This is a genomic window from Calothrix sp. FACHB-168 (assembly GCF_963889195.1).
In the GTDB taxonomy this organism is placed as follows: domain Bacteria; phylum Cyanobacteriota; class Cyanobacteriia; order Cyanobacteriales; family Nostocaceae; genus Aulosira; species Aulosira anomala_A.
This window is the reverse complement of sequence record NZ_CAWPNJ010000038.1, coordinates 61498-82827: the sequence shown is the minus strand read 5'-3', so window position 1 is coordinate 82827 and position 21330 is coordinate 61498. Positions and strand designations below refer to the sequence as shown.

At 37.5% G+C, this 21330-nt stretch carries 13 protein-coding genes; 4 read left to right on the top strand and 9 right to left on the bottom strand.

The window, feature by feature from the left end; translation table 11 throughout:
* Positions 1 to 8: 8 nt before the first annotated feature.
* From AACW45_RS22580 to AACW45_RS22570, 3 genes are all read left to right on the top strand, one after another.
* Entirely contained in the window at positions 9 to 2462 is a 2454-nt protein-coding gene (locus AACW45_RS22580; RefSeq protein ID WP_190634971.1) for a CHASE2 domain-containing protein, read from the top strand.
* Between the two features lie 515 nt (positions 2463 to 2977).
* Positions 2978 to 3805, top strand: coding sequence for a DUF928 domain-containing protein (locus AACW45_RS22575; protein ID WP_190634970.1), 828 nt, complete (start codon positions 2978 to 2980; stop codon positions 3803 to 3805).
* A gap of 90 nt (positions 3806 to 3895) precedes the next feature.
* Positions 3896 to 4039 (top strand): hypothetical protein, encoded by a 144-nt coding sequence (locus AACW45_RS22570; protein ID WP_339381951.1) that lies wholly within the window; start codon positions 3896 to 3898, stop codon positions 4037 to 4039.
* A 280-nt stretch (positions 4040 to 4319) separates the two neighbouring features.
* On the opposite strand, the gene AACW45_RS22565 is transcribed toward AACW45_RS22570, so the two are convergent.
* From AACW45_RS22565 to AACW45_RS22530, 8 genes are all read right to left on the bottom strand, one after another.
* The gene (locus AACW45_RS22565; RefSeq protein WP_190634966.1) at positions 4320 to 5846 is read right to left on the bottom strand and encodes a response regulator; all 1527 of its coding nucleotides are present in this window, start codon (positions 5844 to 5846) and stop codon (positions 4320 to 4322) included.
* Positions 5847 to 5925: 79 nt separating this feature from the next.
* On the bottom strand, positions 5926 to 6951 hold the full coding sequence (locus AACW45_RS22560) for a chemotaxis response regulator protein-glutamate methylesterase (RefSeq protein ID WP_190634964.1): 1026 nt from the start codon (positions 6949 to 6951) through the stop codon (positions 5926 to 5928).
* Positions 6952 to 7041: 90 nt separating this feature from the next.
* Positions 7042 to 10050: a hybrid sensor histidine kinase/response regulator gene (locus AACW45_RS22555; RefSeq protein ID WP_190634958.1), complete on the bottom strand. Its 3009-nt coding sequence runs from the start codon at positions 10048 to 10050 to the stop codon at positions 7042 to 7044.
* Between the two features lie 60 nt (positions 10051 to 10110).
* On the bottom strand, positions 10111 to 10848 hold the full coding sequence (locus tag AACW45_RS22550; RefSeq protein WP_190634956.1) for a chemotaxis protein CheW: 738 nt from the start codon (positions 10846 to 10848) through the stop codon (positions 10111 to 10113).
* A 5-nt stretch (positions 10849 to 10853) separates the two neighbouring features.
* Positions 10854 to 12713 (bottom strand): HAMP domain-containing methyl-accepting chemotaxis protein, encoded by a 1860-nt coding sequence (locus tag AACW45_RS22545; RefSeq protein WP_339385085.1) that lies wholly within the window; start codon positions 12711 to 12713, stop codon positions 10854 to 10856.
* Positions 12714 to 12905: 192 nt separating this feature from the next.
* On the bottom strand, positions 12906 to 14180 hold the full coding sequence (locus tag AACW45_RS22540; RefSeq protein WP_190634952.1) for a CheR family methyltransferase: 1275 nt from the start codon (positions 14178 to 14180) through the stop codon (positions 12906 to 12908).
* Positions 14181 to 14184: 4 nt separating this feature from the next.
* A complete protein-coding gene (locus tag AACW45_RS22535) occupies positions 14185 to 14643 on the bottom strand; it encodes a chemotaxis protein CheW (RefSeq protein WP_190634950.1) in 459 nt (152 codons plus the stop codon).
* 23 nt (positions 14644 to 14666) lie between these two features.
* On the bottom strand, positions 14667 to 15644 hold the full coding sequence (locus tag AACW45_RS22530; RefSeq protein WP_190634948.1) for a hypothetical protein: 978 nt from the start codon (positions 15642 to 15644) through the stop codon (positions 14667 to 14669).
* A gap of 701 nt (positions 15645 to 16345) precedes the next feature.
* On the opposite strand from AACW45_RS22530, the gene AACW45_RS22525 reads away from it, so the two are divergent.
* Positions 16346 to 18559, top strand: a complete 2214-nt coding sequence (locus AACW45_RS22525; RefSeq protein ID WP_242045692.1) for a methyl-accepting chemotaxis protein — start codon at positions 16346 to 16348, stop codon at positions 18557 to 18559.
* 502 nt (positions 18560 to 19061) lie between these two features.
* Here AACW45_RS22525 and AACW45_RS22520 read toward each other — a convergent pair.
* Entirely contained in the window at positions 19062 to 21287 is a 2226-nt protein-coding gene (locus AACW45_RS22520; RefSeq protein WP_190634947.1) for an SLC26A/SulP transporter family protein, read from the bottom strand.
* Positions 21288 to 21330: the final 43 nt, after the last annotated feature.

Sequence of the window (21330 nt, the reverse complement as noted above, 5' to 3'; positions counted from 1 at the left end):
GTCAACCTATGAGTAAGCTATTAGTTTTCAGTTTGTTAGGAGGTGACTTTAAGCAAGGATTTGCTGTAGTTACTGCTCAACTTTGGGATACTAACCAATCATTAAGTGTGAAATTTATCGGTAGTTTGCCACCAGTACCAGAACTTCCCAATATTTATCACAAATGGCGATTGCTCTACGAAGCCGTACATTGTCGCTTGGGCAGCAAGCAACGTATAAAAGTAAACCAGCAAGATATTACTAATATTTCTATAAATGACTTTAATGATGTTTGTCAACAGCTACAAAGGTATATTAATGATTGGTTAAAATCTGAGTCATTCCAAAATATTGAGCGGCAGTTGCGGACTTTACTTAGCCCCAATGATGAAATTAGAGTCATTTTTGAGACAAATGTTGCTCTTTTGCATCGACTACCTTGGCATTTGTGGGATTTTTTCGAGCATTATCCCCAGGCTGAATTAGCTTTAAGTAATCAAGAATATTCATCTCTTCATCTAACACAAAAAACTCCTACAGGTAAAGTCAAAATTTTGGCTATTTTAGGTAATAGTGTTGGTATCGATATTGAAAAAGACCGTTATTGGCTGGAAGGTTTGGCAGATACCCAAGTTAAGTTTTTGGTGGAACCAACCCGCAAAGAACTAGATGAGCAACTGTGGAATCAGGATTGGGATATTCTATTTTTTGCAGGACATAGTGCCAGTCTTGCAGATGGAGAACTAGGGCAGATTGACATTAATCAGACAGATAGTTTAACCATTCCCCAGTTAAAAAATGCACTCAAGAAAGTAATTTTACAAGGTTTAAAACTGGCAATTTTTAATTCCTGTGACGGCATTGGTTTAGCAAGAAATTTAGCTGATTTAAATATTCCTCAAATGATTGTTATGCGCGAACCAATACCAGATTTAGTAGCGCAAGAGTTTTTGAAAAAATTTCTTTCTGCCTTTGCAGGTGGTAAAACATTATATGCAGCTGTGAGAGAAGCAAGGGAAAGATTGCAAGGATTAGAAAATGACTTTCCCTGTGCCAGTTGGTTGCCTCTAATTTGTCAAAATCCTACAACTGTGCCAGTAACTTGGCAAGAACTCTGCGGTAATTCTAGTAATCAGAAATTTATAGATATTGGTTTGACAAACAGTGACAGTGATAGTAAATCTCTGGATATTGGTTATACAAACAATTCTAGTGATATTCAATCCCTCGATAAAGGTTCTACAAACAGCAGAATTTCGACTCCAAAATGCAACCTTCAGACTGTAATTTTAACGAGTGTAATCATAGCAGCCTCAACCATAGGTTTGAGGTATTTAGGCATCCTTCAGACAGCAGAATTGCAAACCTTAGACCACATGTTGCGACTGCGACCAAAACAAGAGCAAGATTCAAGGTTGCTAGTTGTTGAGATTACCGAAAAAGATATTCAATCTTACCAACAAGAGATTGTCCGAGGCACGAAATCAATTCCAGATCATAAATTAGCCCAGTTACTGCACAAAATACAACAATATCAACCACGAGTAATTGGACTGGATCTTTATCGAGATTCTCAAGACCCTAAAAAACCAAACCAGAGAAACCTGGTTGATGAACTAAAAGCAGATACAGTTGTTGTCGCCTGCAAAGGTAAAGATAGTAAATTTGACCCTCAAGGTGTACAACCTCCGAACAAAGTACCTGTAGAACGTCAAGGTTTTACGGATGGAATTGAAGATTCTGACTATATAGTGCGTCGGCAAATTCTCATGATGGAGCAAGAAGCTTCATCTCCTTGTAAAACAATTCATTCGTTGAGTTTTCAACTTGCTGCTCGTTATTTATTTGACGAAAATATTCAAGTTAATGTAAATAAAGATGATATCAAGTTTGGCGATCAAGTATTACACCGTTTAAAGCCAGGCTATAGTGGTGGCTACCAACAAGGGGTGGATTTAGGTGGCTTTCAAATATTAGTCAACTACCGCGATACCAATTTCCAAAAAGTTTCTCTAGAAGATATATTTAATGATAAAGTAAACCCTGAGTTAGTCAAAGATAAAATAATTTTGATTGGAGTCACGGCTAATACTGTCAGCGATATTTGGGCAACTCCCTATAGCGTTGTGCAGCAGCCTGCAAGGATACCAGGCGTGTTGATACAAGCGCAAATGGTCAGCCAAATTATCAGTGCTGTGTTAGACCAACGAGTTCTGCTTTGGGTCTTTCCTTACTGGGGTGATATTCTGTGGATTCTTGGATGGAGTTTAATTTCTGGTTTATTTATTTGGCGTATCAATTCACGTTTAGGTCAAGGCTGCACTATCGTTGCTACAGTTATAGTCTTATACGGAGTTTGTACAGTCATCATTAGTATATCTGGGGCATGGGTTCCTTTTGTTCCTTCAACCTTGGCTGTGATTTTAACTGCATCTGGTATCGCTGCACGTAAGTATAAACCATATTCGAGTGAATTTATATAGATACATAACTTAGTGCATCAGCATTAGCCCCTTACTGATGTCTGCAAAAAATTAGTCAGCCAAATGTGAATAAGAAGAAAAATTCTAACCAATTAATTAATAGTGTAGTTCACAACGAGGCTTTTATTTTACAGCAGTTTTCATGCATTTGAACCACAATCGTAGTAGGGGCACGGCATCTACAATCTTCTCGTATACAATAATCTTACTGGTGCCGTGCCCCTACAGTGTGGTCTATTTACCTGAAAATTGCTGTAAATTCCATTTACATGGCTTGATGAAGTTACTGGAGAACATATCATTGATCTTTTTAATAGGATGTTTTAAAAGTAGGAGAATAAATAAAAACAGTAGACCGAAAACTTCTGCAATTGACCACAAAATCGCCAAAAGTTGGGAATAACCTTAATTTGTCGCTGCGGTCAAATAATCTGTCGCTCTACCAAGCAATCCGTTGCTCGTTTTATACTTTCACAGTTGCTCATCTTATTCTTATGAAATTACTATCCAAATCTATGAAGTTGATTCTAGCCAGTGCTTTGGTGTTTAGCAGTACCTTACAATATCCAGTACAGGTAACAGCCCAAACTAAACTACCTGCAAATACTCAACCACCTGTACAACCAGTCAAAAACCCTCCTATACCTAAAAAGGGAACTTACCGACCAGTTTTTGTTCCACCACAACCACCTGCTGGGTTAAGTACTATATCTGGACGTAGAAGCGGAATGGGTAGCCGCAATGATTGTCCTGCGGTAGAAACTCCCTTGACGGCTTTAGTCCCTTTTCAAGAGCGCGTAACCACTAATAAACAAACAAATACATCAACGCCAGTAGATGTGTGGGGACTAACTACCTCTGAACGTCCAATGTTTTGGTTTTATGTTCCTTATAAAAATGTGAGTGCTGAATTTGTCCTACAGGATAGCGAAGAAACCGAAATTTATAAACAGGAAAACATCGCCCTCACAGCAAATTCTGGTGTTATTGGGATTTCTCTGCCATCTACTGTGACACCATTAGAAGTCGGTAAAACATATCGCTGGTTTTTTAAAATTCGTTGTCATCAACAACAAACAACGAGTGTTCCTATATATGTAGAAGGAGACATTCAAAGAGTAAAATTGAATCCTAGTTTAGAGCAACAGTTGCAAGCGACAACAGATCTTCGACAAAAAATTGCAATTTATGCTGCTAATGGTATTTGGTTTGATGCTTTGACAAAGCTAGGTCAACTACGCTTTGCTAATTCTAACGATGCGTCTTTAGCAGCAGATTGGCAAAGTCTATTACAATCAGGCAACTTGGAGAACATTGCTGCCTTTCCTTTAGTTAATTATTAAGAAACTGTCAGTAGGTTCAGGGCAAACGCATTTAAATTGGAGAGCGAAAAATTTCGGGGGAGAACTGATATAGTTATTCAAGGGGATAGTGTGAAATTTAAAATCCAAGTAGTTGTTGAATCAAAATCAGGAGAAACCCAATTAATCCAAGAAATTTTACGAATTGACAAGGGTAATCTACAGCCTGAAAACTTAGGAATAATGCTAGATCAAGGCAAAGAATTAGGTTCTTGAGTACCTGTGATGCTAAAAAGTTAAACTAAAAGATAAAAACATGTAATTAACTGGCTCAAATTATTGTCATAACCCTTGCTTTAATTGACATATAAAGAATATTTATAGCTGTTGACAGTTGACAGACTTGAAAGCCTTTTATTGTCAGGGTTTTATCTTAGCTTGATGTCCTAATCTATTTGGCTACAGCTATATTGTGCTAATTTTTAGCTCTCCTGGACTTTTAAAACATCCTCTCAAAATCGCTCTTAAGAAATTGTGGATGTGGTAGTATTCAAATTCACTTCTCAGTAAATCGCCAAACCCCATCCCAATTATCTGGCTTATCCTGTTGTAATAGATAATTCACTCGTTCCAGATACAAATCAGCCGTTTTATCAGCAGCATTCACAGCTAAAACTCTGGTAAAATAATCCTTTGCCTCCTCAAAATCGCCTTGACGATAATATTGTACACCTTGCTCAAATTCAGGCTGAGTTTGTAACTTTAAAAATTGTATTTTTGCAGATTCAGCATCCAGGATTTCATAGACAGAAATTGGTTCAGTTCTCCCCTTAACAACTGCCCGATCTAAAAAGCGAATTTTATATTCTTTAGACTTACTCATATTCTCTAAAGTCTGCTCGGAAATGAGCAAAGATACACCATAGAATTTTGTTAATCCTTCTAAGCGAGCTGTTAAATTAACGTTATCCGAAAAAGCATCACCTTGCATCCGATTTTCTTCTCCTACCATACCTAACATCATATGTCCTACATGAATACCAATGCCAACTTGTAAAGGTAAATAGCCTTTTTCTATACGTTGCTGGTTATATTCATGAACACGTTTATGTTTAGCAACTCCAGCAGCCACTGCATCATCTGCACCATCAGGAAACACTGCCATCATCCCATCCCCTAAAAATTTAACTATTAGTCCGTAATTGCTGCGAATTTCTGGACTGACTCGTTTGAGGTAAGCGTTGACAAAGTTAAAATTTTCTTGGGGTGTCATGTCTTCTGATATCGTCGTAAAAGAGCGAATATCACTGAACATGACTGCCATAATTTTACTAACGTGATCGCCCAAATTCACATCAGTAATACTCTCCTTGCGAAGAAATTTTAGATATTCGTGCGGTACAAACCGCCCATAAGCTTTCAATAAAGACTCTAGCTGAGTATTAGCATTAGTCAGTTGTTTTTCTCTAGCCTTGACAGTTTCTACCATATGAGTAAACACTCGTGCTAGTTGTCCTAGTTCATCGCTACGTTTAGCAACTTCAGTGAGAGCGTCTGGTTGGAAAGCATCCTTTTCTACCTCAGAAGCGGCTGTGGTAACTTTACCTACTTGCTCAATATATGCAGCTTGCCGCATAATTTCTGACTTAAAAAGAGCTTCTGCTTCTTGACGTTTGAGAAAATTAATATAAGCTTTAGAATGATAGCGAATACGGGCAAGTAATTCCACTGGATTTGGTAATTTAACCAAGTAGTCATTTGCCCCTAATTCAAATGCTTTAGCTTTAATAATTGGGTCTTCTTTACTTGATAAGACAATTAGCGGAATGTGAGCAGTAGGTAAGTCTTTGGCACGGAGAAATTTAACTAATAATAACCCTTCCATTTGTGGCATCACTAAATCTTGGAGAATTACAGTAGGTTGACATTGTTTGGCTGCTGTAATAGCTTTAGTGGGGTCGTTGCAGTAGTGAAAAATGATATCATTTTCAGGTTTTAGCATTCGATGAATAGCTTCACCGATAATTGACTGGTCGTCTATTAACAAAACAGTGATTTTTTCTTCTCTAGGTGAATCGTTCATTGGTGATGAATTTATATATGTTAATAGTTGAAGAATAATTTATATGAAAAATACAGCGTCTTAATAGAAGGATAACTAATTAGATAAACTTTTGTCGGATAGTAGTAGCGATCGCTTCCAAAGATAAAATCTCAACGGCAGCATTTAACTCCACAGCGGCCTTAGGCATTCCGTAAACAATACAACTTTCTTGATTTTGGGCGATAGTATGCCAACCTTGACATTTCAATTCGCTTAAACCTGCTGCACCATCTCTTCCCATACCTGTGAGTAAAATTCCTGTCCCCTTGTTTTTCCAATTTTGGGCGAGACTTTGGAAAAATACGTCTACAGAGGGACGGTAAGGGTAATCACGAGGATGATTGGTATAATCTAGTGTTAAATCTGGTTTTAAATGAAGATGATCGTTACTCCCAGCCAGCAACACAGTTCCTTTTTGCAAGCGATCGCCTGCGACAGCTAATCTCACAGGTAAAGCTGTTTGCTGGTTCAGCCACTCAGCAAAGCTACTGGAAAAATGACCATTAACATGCTGAACAATCGCGATCGCCGCCGCAAAATTTACTGGTAGCTGGGATAAAATTGTTGCCAATGCTTTGGGCCCACCTGTAGAAGAGCCAATCGCCACTAAAGATGGCAAGGATAGTTGAATCTTCTGCTCAAAGTGAGATGCGCGAGTCACTAACTTAGCTCTAGTACCCTGGGTAGGACTTTTAATCAATTTGCCGATGACGGCTATTTTTGCCAATAACTTGTTGGTCATATCTGCACTGTCTTCTCCATCTAAGATAGGAGTATCTACTGCATCCAGCGCCCCATAACCCATCGCTGCATACACTTGAGCAACATTTTTTTCAGTGCTTGTGCTAACAATCACAATTGCACAAGGTGAATGTTTCATGATCTGCTGAGTTGCTTGCACCCCATCCATCACAGGCATCAGCAAATCCATTAAAATTAAATCTGGTGGATTTTGTTGACACTTGCTTACAGCTTCTGCTCCATTTTGGGCAGTCCAAATAACTTTATATTCTGGTACAGTTTGCAGGATACGCCGGAGATTTGTTAAGGCGATCGCCAGATCATTGACAATTGCGATTTTCATTTTAAACAATGTAAATTAAGAAATAAGCTCATCCGCCTTGCAATTACATAATTTTTACCGATTAAATAGGCGCTTCGGCAGCAGTGCCTCTTAAGAATTGCCAATTAAATCAATAACCGCATTAATTAATGTTTCATCTTGGAAACTACTTTTAGTTAAGTAATAATCGGCACCAGCTTCTAAACCTTGAATCCGATCATCTTCTCGGTCACGATAAGAGACGATAATTACGGGAACTAAATGCAATCGTGGGTTATTCTTGATTTGCTTCACTAATTCAATTCCATTCATTCGTGGCATATCAATATCACTAATTACTAAGTCGTAAGTGTTTGTCCGTACAGCATTCCAACCTTCCATCCCGTTTACAGCAGTATCGACAAAGTAACCACGATTTTCTAGCAGCTTGCGCTCCATTTCTCTGACTGTTATGGAGTCATCGACTACCAGAATTCTCTTACGTTTGACGGAAATTTCTAATTCTAATTGAGAATTGATTTTACTTAATCTTCCTCCTTTGAGAATGGCATCAATGGAGCGTACTATGTCTGATACATCGACAATTAAAATGGGTGAGCCATCAGCCAATAAAGCCGTAGCACTGATATCTGGCACTTTACCTAAACGTGGATCAAGCGGTCTAACAACTAAATCTCGTTCTCCTAAAAACTTATCTACTACTAAACCATAAGTATAAGATTGATCGCTAATTACGACGACAGCTACTAACCCCTTTTGCTGGGGTAGTTCAGGTAATTCTAAAACTTGATGAGCCGTAATTAAACCAATATTTTGGGAGTTCATAGTGAAATATTGGCGATTTTCTACATCATGAATCTGTGTTCTATCTAGAGTAACAATTTGGTCAATACGGGCTAAAGGAATGGCATAAGGTTTGGCGGAAATTTCTACTAATAATGTCCGCACTACAGACAAAGTTAAAGGTAGTTGAAAATGAAAATTTGTACCTTTTCCTGGTGGTGAAATTGCTCTAACTGTTCCCCCCACTTCTTGAGCCATACTTTTGGCGATATCTAGTCCTACACCACGTCCTGATATTTCTGTTACCTGCTTGGCCGTAGAAAATCCTGGTAAAAATAGAAACTCTAATAATTCAGCATCACTCAGTTGAGCCGCCATTTCCACCGATGTTAAATTTTTGTTGATGATTTTTTGACGCAACTGTTCACGATTAATCCCTCGCCCATCATCACTAATGGTAATTGCCAGCATACCGCCGCGATGAAATGCTTCCATCCGAATTGTACCTGACGCAGATTTACCCGCAGCAATGCGTTCTTCTGGCAATTCCAGCCCATGATCTACAGCATTGCGAAGAATATGGGTAAGAGGTGCTTCGAGTTTTTTGAGAATATCGCGATCAACTGGAGTAGCTTTACCAATAATTTCTAATTTGACTTGCTTATTCAATTTGCGTGCCAAATCGCGAATCATCCGCGGAAACCCTTGGACACCATCAGCAAAGGGACGCATATGAGAATTAATCACTTCTCGGTAAAGGCGATCTGATAAACTTGCGGTACGACGCACATATAACTCTAGTTCATCCAGGCGATCGCCTAAAAAATCTACACATTCTTGTTTCTGCTGCCGTGCTAGTGCTAAATAATCCTTACCCTCTTGCTCAAACAAATTCTGATCGAAGGTTTCTTGCAACTGTTCCAGGCTACGGGAAACTTCAAGCATTCGGGATTTCAGTGTCATCATTGCATCAGCAAAAGGTTGTAACCAGTTGGTTTCAATTAAAGATTCCCCTGCTAAACCCATGATACGGTTTAAGTTATCAGCACTCACCCTCACAACTCGGTCACTAGAAGCAGTTTTGTCAGTTTCATGAGCAGCAATGACTACTGCTTCCTCGACTATAGCTGGGATGGAATCAGTGGTAGAGTCTTTCACCAAAATCGCTGTCTCAGTCACAGGTTGGGAACTGAGAGGATTAAGTTCCGCAGATGTAGCAACAGCAGAAGTGACCATTTGCCTCTTGTTCTGTGGACTGATGTCTGCGTTGGGCTGTAAAATAGCCGCAATTTCCTCACTGGTATTCATGAAATCGGCTTGATGTTCTGTCAACCAAGCAGCTAGTTCTTCATTACTTAACTGGCTGATATTTTGTAATAAGTCTACGCTGTGCAATAACACATCCACCTGTTCTGGATGCAGTGTAACAGTTTTATTTTGGGCGCAAACAAAGCAATCTTCCATGACATGAGCTAATTGCACCACCATATCTAACCCGACAATTCTCGCCGCACCTTTAATAGAATGAGCCGCACGCATCAAAGCTTCTAATTCTTGCGTTGATTGGGGTTTAGTCTCTATTACCAGCAGTCCATTATTCAAAATGCTGATTTGTGCCTCCACTTCTAAACGAAACAAATCCATCATAGAATTGTCATCGCTTTTGAAAATTGGTGTTTCCCCTACCGCAAATATTACATCCTGAGTAGGAATTTGAGGACTCCAGTCTTGAATATCAGCTGGAAATGGAATGCTTTGTGTTGGATTCTGTTTCTTGATATTAGTTGCAGTTGTCTCCTCAAAATTTACCGCAGATATAACTGGTTGGTTAACTATTTCTGATTCCAGTTCAGAAATATCAGCCAAAAGCGAGGGTGCATCTGAACTATCAACAATAGTCTGCGTTGTAATTTGGCTATTGATATTAGTTGCAGTTGTCACATCAGAATTAAGGATGTTGGCTATAGTTCTTTGAGTAGTTTTAAAATCCCAATCATGCTCACTAATCCATGCTTCTAAATTAGCAGATGTTGCTTTACTCATATTCAAGAGTAAATCACAGGTATGAAGTAAAGTATCAATCTGCTCAACGCCTAAATCAATACTCTGTTTTTGAGCAGCAGTTAAACACTTCTTCATAATTTGCGCTAAATTGGCGGCGGCTGTGATTTCTAATATCTGAGTAGTTCCCCAAATAGCATGAGCAGCTTGAATTGATTGCTCGACTTCATTAATAGAAAGCGGCTGAGTTTTCAGCACGGGAAGACATTGCTTGAGGGTAGCAACTTGAGTTTCTATTTCTTGGCGAAACAGTTCCAAAATTGTGTAATCGCTCATATACTAGGATTCCTGTTTGATTTGTGAACAAACGCCTCCACTCCTCCACCTCCCTATTTTTTATAAGATTTTTTGATTGAGAGTGTAAAACAATAATTCTGAGTCGAGATAATTGACTTTTTGCCCTTCCCAGTAAACAATCCCTTTGGTATAACCCTCTTCAGCTTTGGTAATGACAACGGGAGCATCTTGTAAATCATTCAAATGAAAGCGGAAAATTCCATGCACTTCATCAACTGGAAATACCCATTTATCTTCTTCTTTTCCTGTCACTATCATCCGTTGGAGATTAATTGCGTTAGCTGTAGAGTTAGCCTGGGAAACTGCTTCAATATGCAAAATCTCACCTAGAGATGCACAAAGTAAAGTTTCCCCACGAATATTTACTAAACCTAAAAATAATTCGTTGCTCCGATGGGGTAGAGGTTGAATTACACAAGGATGAGTCACTTCTTGTAGCATTCGTACTGGTAAGGCTAGTTTTTCCTTACCTAAGCGAAAGATCATGATGGAAATCGCTTGAGGTGTGCGGATGATGGCTTCATTTCCTTCATTGATTTCAGAAGAGGCGGGTGTTTCTCCCAGGATGTTGATCCACTCTTGTAAATAATCGCTGGATGCTTCTCGTTCTAATAAACTGTCACCCACTGCGGCGTAGACTGGACATTCATAGCAATGGATGACGGTTTCTAGTTCATGGCAAGTGCGATCGCCCAGGACACCCATTTTATTCCAACAATCATTTAAAATAGTGCGATCGCCTGTTGTATCATTGCTGATAGAGTGAGTATCATTCATGAAAACTATCTTCCATCTACTGAATTTTTCACTTTAAAATGAGAAATTTCTGCCCTTAATGATTGAGATGCTTCTTCTAGTTGTTCTAAAGCACTATTAGTCTCGCGTAAAGCATCAACTGTCTGCTGAGAAGCTTCACTTAATTGCTCCATCGCTTCGCTAATTTGCGAAGCTCCCTGAGATTGTTCTTCCATACTGTCACTTACCTGTTCAAACTGCGGTGGTAAGCTTTGCACTTGCTGAATAACTTTGGAAATTTGATTACTAATTTTGTTGACTTGTTCAACAGTATTATTGACAGAGTTATTAAATTTATCCATCTCCATTACGCCTACAGACACGGCTGATTGCATATCTTTAACAATTTGCTCAATTTCTAAAGTAGCTACAGCCGTCTGATTAGCTAGACGGCGAATTTCTCTAGCTACCACTGCAAACCCCGCACCATATTCTCCCGCTTTTTCTGCTTCTATTGCTGCATTCAATGACAAGATACTGGTTTGGTCTGCTACTTTGGTAATGGTCACCACAACGCTATTAATGTTACTAGCTTTTTTATTCATCACTCCTAATTTGGACGTGATAGACTTGGTGGCTTCTGTCAAATTACGCATGGTATTTTCCATTTCTTGTAGTTCATCGCGGCTTTCACTCGCAGCAGCCGCAGTCATTTTAGTCACATCAGCAACTTGAGCCATCATTTTAACTAAATTTCTTGATGTAGTAGCAATTTCTTGAGCAGTAGCTGTGACTTCATTGGTAGAAGCTAGTTGTTCTGTAACTGTTGCTTCTAGCTGTTTTCCAGATGCAGCAATTTGTGTAGATGAGGTGGTAATCTGGACACCAGACTGTTGAATATTTCTAATTAAGGAGTTTAAATCCTTATTCATCGTATAAAACGCATTTTGCAATTTACCGATTTCGTCTTGGTGTCCAGATAACTGAATTTGCATCGTCAAATCACCTGTAGATATTTTTTGGGCAACATTGACCAACTCAGCAATTTTGGCAGCTACTGTGTAAAAGGCTGTTTGCAGTTTGGCAATTTCGTCTTTACCTTCTGATGATTGTTGTGTCGTTAAATTACTAATAGCTATATTGTTAGAAATTTTTACTAACTCTTCAACTTTATTAACTATAGGCTTACTTAAAACAACGCCTAAAATAATTGCAGTTAATGGGCCTAAGATTATCGCAATAATCATCAAAAAAGAACCAGTAGCTGCATCTTGTTGACCTGCTTTATAAGTGGCAATTCCCAGGCTCTCATTTAGCTTAATATCTTCTAATAATAATTTGGTTGTCGCTGCAAATGAAGGACGATTATCTTGAGCTTGTTGTCGCAGTTGTTCGTAAACAGCCTTAGCTTTCTTGACTAGTTCCATTTCTGGAGAATTGGCTTTATTTTGCTTAATCAGTTCCAACTCCTTATCTAGAGGATTGATAATACCCAAGTTCTCAAACTGTTGGTTAATTTGTAGCAATTTTTCATGATTTTCTTTCCATTCATTCCATTTGCTTGAAAGTTGTTCATGTAACTTGTTATTGTCATCATTTTTCTCCGTTGATTCATACTGTTTAAACCCGCTATCAATTTGTTCCCAAGCCTGTTTAATTCTTGCTAATTCTGCATTTCTTTCTGTTATCAATAGTTTTTGATCTAGTAGAGCTTTCTCTGAAGATTCAATTTGGGTTTGCCCTTCATTAATTTTCCACAGACCCATAATACTGGGTATACTGTGAGTGCTGAGAGTGTTAATAGCACTGCTCAGTCTGATATTCACACTCCAGCCCATTAATGACACTACAAAAACAATTACACCAATAAATAAAAACGCACCGATTAAGCGTTTTTGTAAACTCATGTTATTCAGCATAAAAGTACTGTAATTTCTCCTAATAATTAAAACTTTTTTAACAACCAGCTATATTTTTAATTTATAAATCAGCTAGCTATGCTCAATTAAGGCAAGATAGTAATAGCAACAATTATCAGAATTTCTACGGTGCTTGAAATTATTAATTTCGAGCATATTCCCACCTTTCAATTTGTTCTCCTATTCTCTATTTCCCAACCTTTGCAGTCTTTGACGTAAAATTGTAGCTTTTACCATATCTCCTCTTTGTTCTTTTAGCAAGATTAAATGCAATAATGCTTGAAAACTTTTACCATCCAGGTAAATAGCTTTTTGGAAGCATACCTCTGCTTGTGCTTCTAGTCTTTGCGCCTGATAAACTTGACCTAGTAATACATATGCTTCTGCACTAGTAGAATTTTCTTGCAAATAAGTTCGACATCGAGATACCGCTTCGCTTAAATTTCCTTGGTCTGCTAAATTACGAATTGCTTCTAAACTGAGTTTCGACAGTTCTGTTAGCTGTTTACGGCTGTTGATAATATCTTGATTTTCAGTAGTTTGTCTATTGTTAATTTTAGAATCAACAATAGAAATCGTTAGTTGTGTTGTTTGAAAAGTAATATTTTTTGACGATTGAGGATTATTTTGTATATGATCGTTGGGTAACTTGTTTGACTTGAAGTCTGTTTTCCTGCCAATAAAACCAGAAGCTAGGCGGATGACTTCAAAACCTAAGTTGCTTAATTCTCCTGTCTCTGAAGCACCAACTAATAATATTCCTTGTTTTTTTAATAAGCGATGTAAGTTTTTTAAAGCGATTTGTCTAGCTGTACTATCAAAATAAATTAAAACATTCCGACAAAAAATAATATCATAAGGCGCTCTATCTAATAAAAAATCTGGATTAAGTAAATTGCCTTGATGAAAGTTAACAGCAGTTTTTACTTGTTCAACCAACTGATAACCTTTATTTATGGGAGTAAAATATCGCTGTTGAAATTCGTTAGTAGTACTGCGAAAAGAGTTCCGACTATAAATAGCTTTTCTTGCTTTCTCTAAAGCTTTGTTGCTGATATCTACAGCATCAATCTGAAACTGACTCTTAACCAATCCCAAATCTAATAGTGTCATAGCCAGAGAGTAAGGTTCTTCCCCTGTAGAACAAGGGACACTTAACAAGCGTAGTCTACTGGTATAAGATTTGGACAACCACTCTTGACGGATGTAGTAAGCCAGAAAATCAAAGGGTTGTTTATCCCGAAAAAACCAAGTTTCCATGACAACAATCAGTTCTATTAGCTCGTCCAATTCCTGTGAAGAGGTGCGTAAAATTTGCCAATAGTCATTGATATTACTTGCATCACAAATAGTACAACGATTTTCTATAGCTCTGGCAATTTTGCGAGAGCCAATAATATTGGGAGCCACCCCCATTGTTTGTTGTAATAGCTTCTCGATTTCTGCCAAACTCATTAATTTAACCTTCTCCTGCTGTTAATAAATAAGTATTTTGTGCGACTGTAAATAATTTATCTAAACGTATGTATTGTATAATCCCTTTTTCGTTCATTAGTATTCCGCCTAGATATGGTGCTTCTTTGACGCGAATACCAGAATCTATTAACTCAGTTTGGGGCTGGTTGAAAGTCTCTGTGACTCTTTCTGCAACTAAGCCCAAGTATTGACGTGTCCTCTCTTGAGGAGGGTAACTAACTATAATAATTCGAGTACTCAAACAAAAACGACTGGGTGTACCACGAATTAAATGACACAGGTCAATCACAGGTACAATTGCACCTCGGTACTGAAATAAACCAGCTACATACTCTGGTACATGATGTACTTTTCGCAGCGATACTCTAGGTATGACTTCGACTACAGCAGCACTTTCAACAGCATATAAATCATCACCTACTGATAGAAGTAGCATTAACATAGTTGTGTTTATTGATTCATCTTTTAGGCTAGTATTTGTATTGTACTGAGTAAACGCTCGAATTCAAAAAACTCAATCAGGACTTCTAAAGAAGCTTCTACATCTCTGGGGGTAGTTGCTGCAATTTCTTGAATAGTTTGTATATTTAAATACTTAAATATAGTTTGGCGTAAAGTTAATATTGCTACTTCTGGAAAACCTAGTAATTCATAACTGAGGCGATCCAATCGCGATTTTGCAAAATTCACTTGAAACTGGGCGCGTCTAAGCAACCGTTGTCTGATGTTCTCGTATAGTTCTGGGTCATCTGTGGCGAGAGTTTGTATTTGATGATTTTTAATAATCGGGATGATGTCAGGATTTTCTTCCAAAAATAGTAAACTACCTTCTTTGTTATAGGCTGCTATTCCCTCCATACCTAATCCACCAATATCTGCTAAAGCAATAATGCGAGCTATATGTGAGATATTTTGGTTAGGATCGTATAGAGAAGGCTGATAGATACTTTGGTCTGTGGGGTCATAAAGGCAAATTGTGGCAGAAATAGCTTCTTGGATAATTGATAAATCTGCGTTTGTGAATAGCGCTGTACTTTTGGGATTAGATGCTGATATTTGTTGATTTAAATCTTGGATATAGTCCAACAGCTTTTCAATAGTTGCATTTTCACTCACTCTGGCTTCTCGTCGCCTGGGAGTCAGTGGTGGGTTGGGTATGAAGATTTGTATCATGTCATGAGCGATCGCACACAGATCTATTAATAGTTCCATTCTGGCGAGCCTTTCGTCCGAAGTATGCAAATAAGGGCGAATTGTCTGAAAAATTAACCCAGCACGCTGCTTTACACCTATTAAATGGTCGAGTGTGTGGTAATAAAGCTGTTTTTGAGCAACTTCTCGCTCAAACTCCGACAACACAAATTGCTTCACCCTCGTCACAGCCTCAGCAAATGTTTTGGGGATAGGGGGTAACTTTAAGTCTTGTTGCTTGGTCAAACTCATATCATCGTCTTGTTTATTACAGGTATATAAGTGTTTTAACTTATTTTATTTAGCTTTTACAAAGTCTTCAAACCCGTAGAAATTCTTAAGTTTGCTACGAAGCGGATACTGCAGGATGGGGCAACAGTTTTAATCCTGGGTGCTGTTATTGCCATATTGGGAACTAGCATTCCCAATATGGCAACAGGGATTTTAATTGCAATACCTTCGCCAATTTACTAGGGTAAGTTGATATCTCAATACCCTTTTATCCCATGCTTGGCAACAACAATAAGTCCTAAAAATTACTTCAATATTTCCGGCTAGTTTATTTGTGGCAGGAAGCATTATAAGAGTGATATGATATCCGGCACAGGCTGCTACTCCAAAAATAAATCGTAGTTTTTGATTTGTCGTTGTGAAAGACAATAACTATACTACGAAACGCTCTATGCCTTCATACTCTTATCTTGGCAACGGTATTGATTCATATGAAACAGTTTCACCATTTAAGCACTAAGCTTCAATTACAAATAATACTTCTACTAGTCAGCTTTAGCTCAATTTTTATTGTATGTTATTTCGGGTTAATCTGGGCAAAAGAATCTTTAAAAGTACAAATTTTCAATCAATTAACCAGTATCAGAAATACGAAGTCTTACCAGATAGAGTTTTATTTCCAAACCCTGCGTCATCATGTCGAAACTCTTACGGAAGATAAAATGTTTGTAGAAGCCATGATTGAATTTGATCAAGCTTTTCAAAAAATCAGTAACCAGAATCTTCCGCAAGATGGTGATGAAAAAATTATGAATTTTTATCAAAAAAATTTTTTACCCCGTCTTAGTAAGACTAACTTTAAAACAAATAATTTATCTGCATATAAGCCATCTCATAGTGTTACCCGTTATTTACAATATCATTATTTAGCTAATAATCCCTATTCAGTAGGACAAAAGGATAAACTCATAGCTGCAACAGATGGCAGTGAGTATAGTAAAATTCATAGTAAATATCATCAACTGTTTAAAAAATTGATTGAAAAATTTGGTTATTATGATTTATTCTTGATTAACCCGAATACTAGCGACATTATTTATACAGTTTATAAAGAAATTGACTTTGGTGCAAATTTAAATACAGGCATACTTGCAGAAACCAACTTTTCCAAATTAGTAAATACAGTTAAGAAAAATCCTAATCGTGGTGTAGTTCAGATAGTGGATTATCAACCCTATCAACCATCTTATATGGCTCCTGCTGCTTTTGTAGCTGCACCTATTTATAACGGTGAAAATTTAGTAGGTATCCTAGCTATTCAATTACCGATAGATCAAATTAACCGAGTTTTGACAAGTAATAATAACTGGCAAAATGATGGTTTAGGCAATACCGGGGAAACCTATATGGTAGGTTATGATTTATTAATGCGTTCAAATTCTCGGCTTTTACTGGAAGATAGTCAAGCTTATATCAACATCTTAAAATCCCAGAATGTTTCAGATGAAACTATCCGGTTATTAGAACAGCTAAAAACTTCAGTTTTCTTACAAATGGTTAATACAGAGTCTGCAAGATTAGCCATTAAACAGCAATCAGGTACACTGATTATTAACCAAAATTATCAAGGTAAAGCCGTTCTTAGCTCTTACGCACCTTTAAAAATTGCAGGTGTAAATTGGGCTATTATTTCCGAACTTGGTTTATCAGAAGCATATCAACCTATTTATAACTTACAAAGAGTACTAATCATTGCGACTATAGTTTTATCATTAGTAATTGCTATTTTAGCTAACTTCTTGGCTCATAAGTTTGTGAATCCCATTGAAGAATTAGTTAAAGTTTCTAACACCATTGCTAATAGTAATTATTTAATCCAAAAAGTTGAACAACAAAACGAAATAGTTAAACTTCAAACCGCTTTTCAAAAAGTAGCTAGTAAAATTTCTGAATTAGTCGATATTTCCCAAAAAATTGCTAGTGGTGATTTAACAATATCAATCGAAGCATCCGAAATTCAAGATGAAATAGGGAAACTTAACAATGCTTTTTATGCCATGAATCAAGATTTAAAATCCTTGATCATTAGTATTCAAAACTCAAGTGAAAAAATTACAACATCAAGTACACAGATAGCTACCTCTGGCAAACAATTAGAAATAACAGTTAGTCAGCAATTAGCTTCTACCAATAAAGTTGCGGTAACTTCACAAAAAATTGCTAATACATCCAAAAAATTAGTCAACATGATCAACAAAGTTGAAGATATAACTAAAATGACATCCACTGCTGCTAGTCAAAGCAAAGATGAATTAGAAGAAATGAAGACGATTGTGCAGTATTTACTAGAAGCTACCAAGTCTCTTACTTCTAAATTAGATATTATGAACAAAAAAGCCATTAATATTAATAACGTTGTTGTGACAATCAATAAATTTGCTACTCAAACAGATATCTTATCATTAAATGCAGCTATAGAAGCAGCAAAAGCAGAGCAATATGGTGCAGGTTTTGCAGTTGTGGCGGCAGAAATTCGGCGTTTAGCCAATCAAACTGCTATTGCTACTTTAGAAATACAGCAAGTCATTCAAGATATGCAAACAGCAGTTTCTGTGGGGATGATGGAAATGGATAATTTTACTGATTCAGTTAATAATAGTGCCAAGCAAGTGAATTTAATTACTAATAAAATTGTTAAAGTTATTCATCAAGTCGAAAGCTTGCCCCCACACTTTCAACAAGTTAGCGAAAGTATGGAAGAACAGTCTCAAGAAGCAATACAAATTAGTGAAGTGATGGCACAATTAAGCGAAGCTTCTGAGCAAACAGTTGATGCACTGCGAGAAACAAATAATTCTTTAGCAGAGTTAGAAGATGCCGCACGCTTATTAAAAGCTGAAAGTTCTCGATTTCAAATATCAAGTAATAGAGAATAGGTGACAAGCTTCTAGAGGCAACAATCACCTCTAATATCAATTTACATTGAGGCAGCCGACTTAATTTTTTATTGCTGTTACAGGGGAAAGTGGGTTCATCCTCTTGTAATACGCGGTAACTTCGGCGTTTTTATGTTAAGTAATATTTCGCCAATGGTATCTGTATCTCGGCTCAATACCATAGACAACTCTAACTCTCCTGAAAAATTTGTCTTTCTGTGAGGGAGCATCCCAAATGTGCAAAAACGCCCTCACCCTATAAGGGTGGGGCTAGAAATACGAAGCCTGCCTTCGCAGGCTAAAAGTTTGATAGCCTGCGAAGGCAGGCTTTGTTGGTATAGCAATACCCTTCTAGGGTATTGCGTCAAAATTGGGATGCTCCCTTTCTGTGATGCCTACCGTTCAATCCCTTGTCAATTATTAAATTTACAATTTTCTTTTAGAAAGTCAATTTTATAATTACTGTCGGATAGGATTTCTATAAATCGTGAAAAGCACAATATTACTGAAGCAGACTTTTTAACTCCTGTTCTCTATGATTGAGACGTTCTGCAAGGGAAATAACAATAAATTTATGGAAGCTGGCCGCTAGTTGAAAATCTTCCCTTTCCATCTGTTCAAATGCTTGTGATGAAAGGAAATAAAGCAAACTGTCCCTATCGGCGACAACTGAAGCCATGCGCGGTGCGCGGCGATAAAGCCCCATTTCTCCAATAGTATTCCCACTGAGATAAGAACGGATACGTTTGGTTTGATTATTAGCAAGTTCGACGATCACACTCACTCTTCCCGTTTCGACAAAGTAAAGTCCATTGAAAGAATCACCTTGACGAAATAATACTTCCTCTACTTGCAGATACACTGGCTGTAAATAGTTCATTAACTTTGCTGCTTGTTGTTTATATTCCAGCACTTTTTCTAGTTGCGATCGCCAGCTATAATCTTGCTGATTATCACCTTTGTTTTCTGATAAAATTCGTTCTTCACACCATTCTAATCCCCGATCTAAATCGGCAAATATGTGACAGAATTTATCGTCATCATCTAAACAATCACCTTGGCGTAATTGCCTGACCACATCAGATTTTAAATTAATAAATAGTAAGTGAATTTCTTTTTCATTAGTAATGCGTTTGAGATTAGCAAAACTTAGGACTGCGGAGGAATCTATACCATTAATTAGGCGAAAGTCTAGAAGAATAAAACCTACAGGATCGGCAGAAGTATTTTTGAGGCGATCGCGTATTTGATTGACTAATTTATTCGCTGTTCCAAAAAACAATAACCCTTGTAATTCCACAATATAAATCTGTTCGCCATGCTCCCGCAGTAATCGTTCTTCGTCGGAAGCACGTAACACATTACTGTGATAAGTAACCCCAGAAAATGTCCTTTTAGTAACATTCATGGAACTACAGTTAATCACAAATAAAACTATAGCTACTGCTAAACCGACAGCTACCCCTTGCAGAAAACCCAACAACCCAATAGCAACTACAATTAATAGAATGATAAAATAATCAACTTTGGCAAATTTAAACCAACCATCGTAAAGCCATTCTAGTAAAAATAACAATCCCAAAAAGGCCAATAAACCCCCCAATACCTCTTTTGGACAATAAGAAAGTAAAGTTGGTCCCTGGATGAGAACAATCAGACAGACAACTACAGTTACTAAACTCATTGTCCGACTTTTTGCCCCCATTTTATAAGCTAGTGCTGTATCAGACAGAACATGATAACCCACCATACCTCCACCTAAACCACAGAGGATATTGGCAATACCGGCGGCCTTTAATTCTTGATTGAAGTTAATATCTCGTTTCGCTAATAATTCCAGTCCTGTAGCGTTGAGTAAAATTGTGGCTGCACTAATGACCATTATGGTAATTATACCGCTAGCTTCTGGCATAATCACTGACCAATTTATTTTGACGAAATCTGATAAATGAAGCGGTTGCCAAAGATTACCTTTTGGAAAAGGGCCTAATAACCAACCTTGAGCGCGTACTTCTGCAAAAGAAATGGGATTCAGCCAAACTACAAGATAAAATAATGTAGTCGCAGCAATTAAGCTTCCTGGCATCAAGAAAAAATGATCAAAACGACGGGAAGCTAACACTAACAGCACGGCAAATATTATGCCTGGTAGCCACATTAAGAGTTTATCAAATTGGAAAAAATAGGGAATAGTTTTCCAATCTAAAGCAACATCAGTCATTACCTGAATAGAACCTTGCACCAATAACCAGCCCGAACCTGCAAGGAAACCACCAACCACCGGATAGGGAATAAAGCGCACAAAATCCCCTAATTTAAAAATGCCTAATCCTAATAAAAAAGTACCAGTGAAGATAGATGAAAGAGCGATCGCTACTAGTATATGTAAAAATATTTCTTGTTCCGTTGCTCCAGGTGTCAATTTTTGACTAATAGTAGTTGCCATCAAAGCATAAATAGCCGACGGCAAAGCATCTGTATCTGCAATCACTCCAGGTAAGGAACTAAAAATTGCCGTTACCCCACGTAACACAATGGTACTAAATAATATTGTGCCAATACCTACACCAATGTAGGGTGCTAGATTACCAGAAAACATTAACGCTGCAAAGGAAGTAGCAATAATCACACCAATCGTCCCGTTAACCAAACCAGCAGTTATATTTGGTAATAATTTATCTGGTTGTAATTCCTGTTTTAAAAGGATGATACTTTTTTCAATATTCATACTAGTTTAATAATGTAAATACTAAGTCTGATTTAGTATAAAT

Bases quoted from the DNA above. Each gene is read 5' to 3' on its own strand.
- AACW45_RS22565 (WP_190634966.1), bottom strand. From the start codon at position 5,846: ATGAACGATTCACCTAGAGAAGAAAAAATCACTGTTTTGTTAATAGAC.
- AACW45_RS22525 (WP_242045692.1), top strand. From the start codon at position 16,346: ATGTTTGTAGAAGCCATGATTGAATTTGATCAAGCTTTTCAAAAAATC.
- AACW45_RS22520 (WP_190634947.1), bottom strand. From the start codon at position 21,287: ATGAATATTGAAAAAAGTATCATCCTTTTAAAACAGGAATTACAACCA.
- AACW45_RS22530 (WP_190634948.1), bottom strand. From the start codon at position 15,644: ATGAGTTTGACCAAGCAACAAGACTTAAAGTTACCCCCTATCCCCAAA.
- AACW45_RS22560 (WP_190634964.1), bottom strand. From the start codon at position 6,951: ATGAAAATCGCAATTGTCAATGATCTGGCGATCGCCTTAACAAATCTC.
- AACW45_RS22545 (WP_339385085.1), bottom strand. From the start codon at position 12,713: ATGAGTTTACAAAAACGCTTAATCGGTGCGTTTTTATTTATTGGTGTA.
- AACW45_RS22550 (WP_190634956.1), bottom strand. From the start codon at position 10,848: ATGAATGATACTCACTCTATCAGCAATGATACAACAGGCGATCGCACT.
- AACW45_RS22575 (WP_190634970.1), top strand. From the start codon at position 2,978: ATGAAGTTGATTCTAGCCAGTGCTTTGGTGTTTAGCAGTACCTTACAA.
- AACW45_RS22535 (WP_190634950.1), bottom strand. From the start codon at position 14,643: ATGTTAATGCTACTTCTATCAGTAGGTGATGATTTATATGCTGTTGAA.
- AACW45_RS22540 (WP_190634952.1), bottom strand. From the start codon at position 14,180: ATGAGTTTGGCAGAAATCGAGAAGCTATTACAACAAACAATGGGGGTG.
- AACW45_RS22555 (WP_190634958.1), bottom strand. From the start codon at position 10,050: ATGAGCGATTACACAATTTTGGAACTGTTTCGCCAAGAAATAGAAACT.
- AACW45_RS22580 (WP_190634971.1), top strand. From the start codon at position 9: ATGAGTAAGCTATTAGTTTTCAGTTTGTTAGGAGGTGACTTTAAGCAA.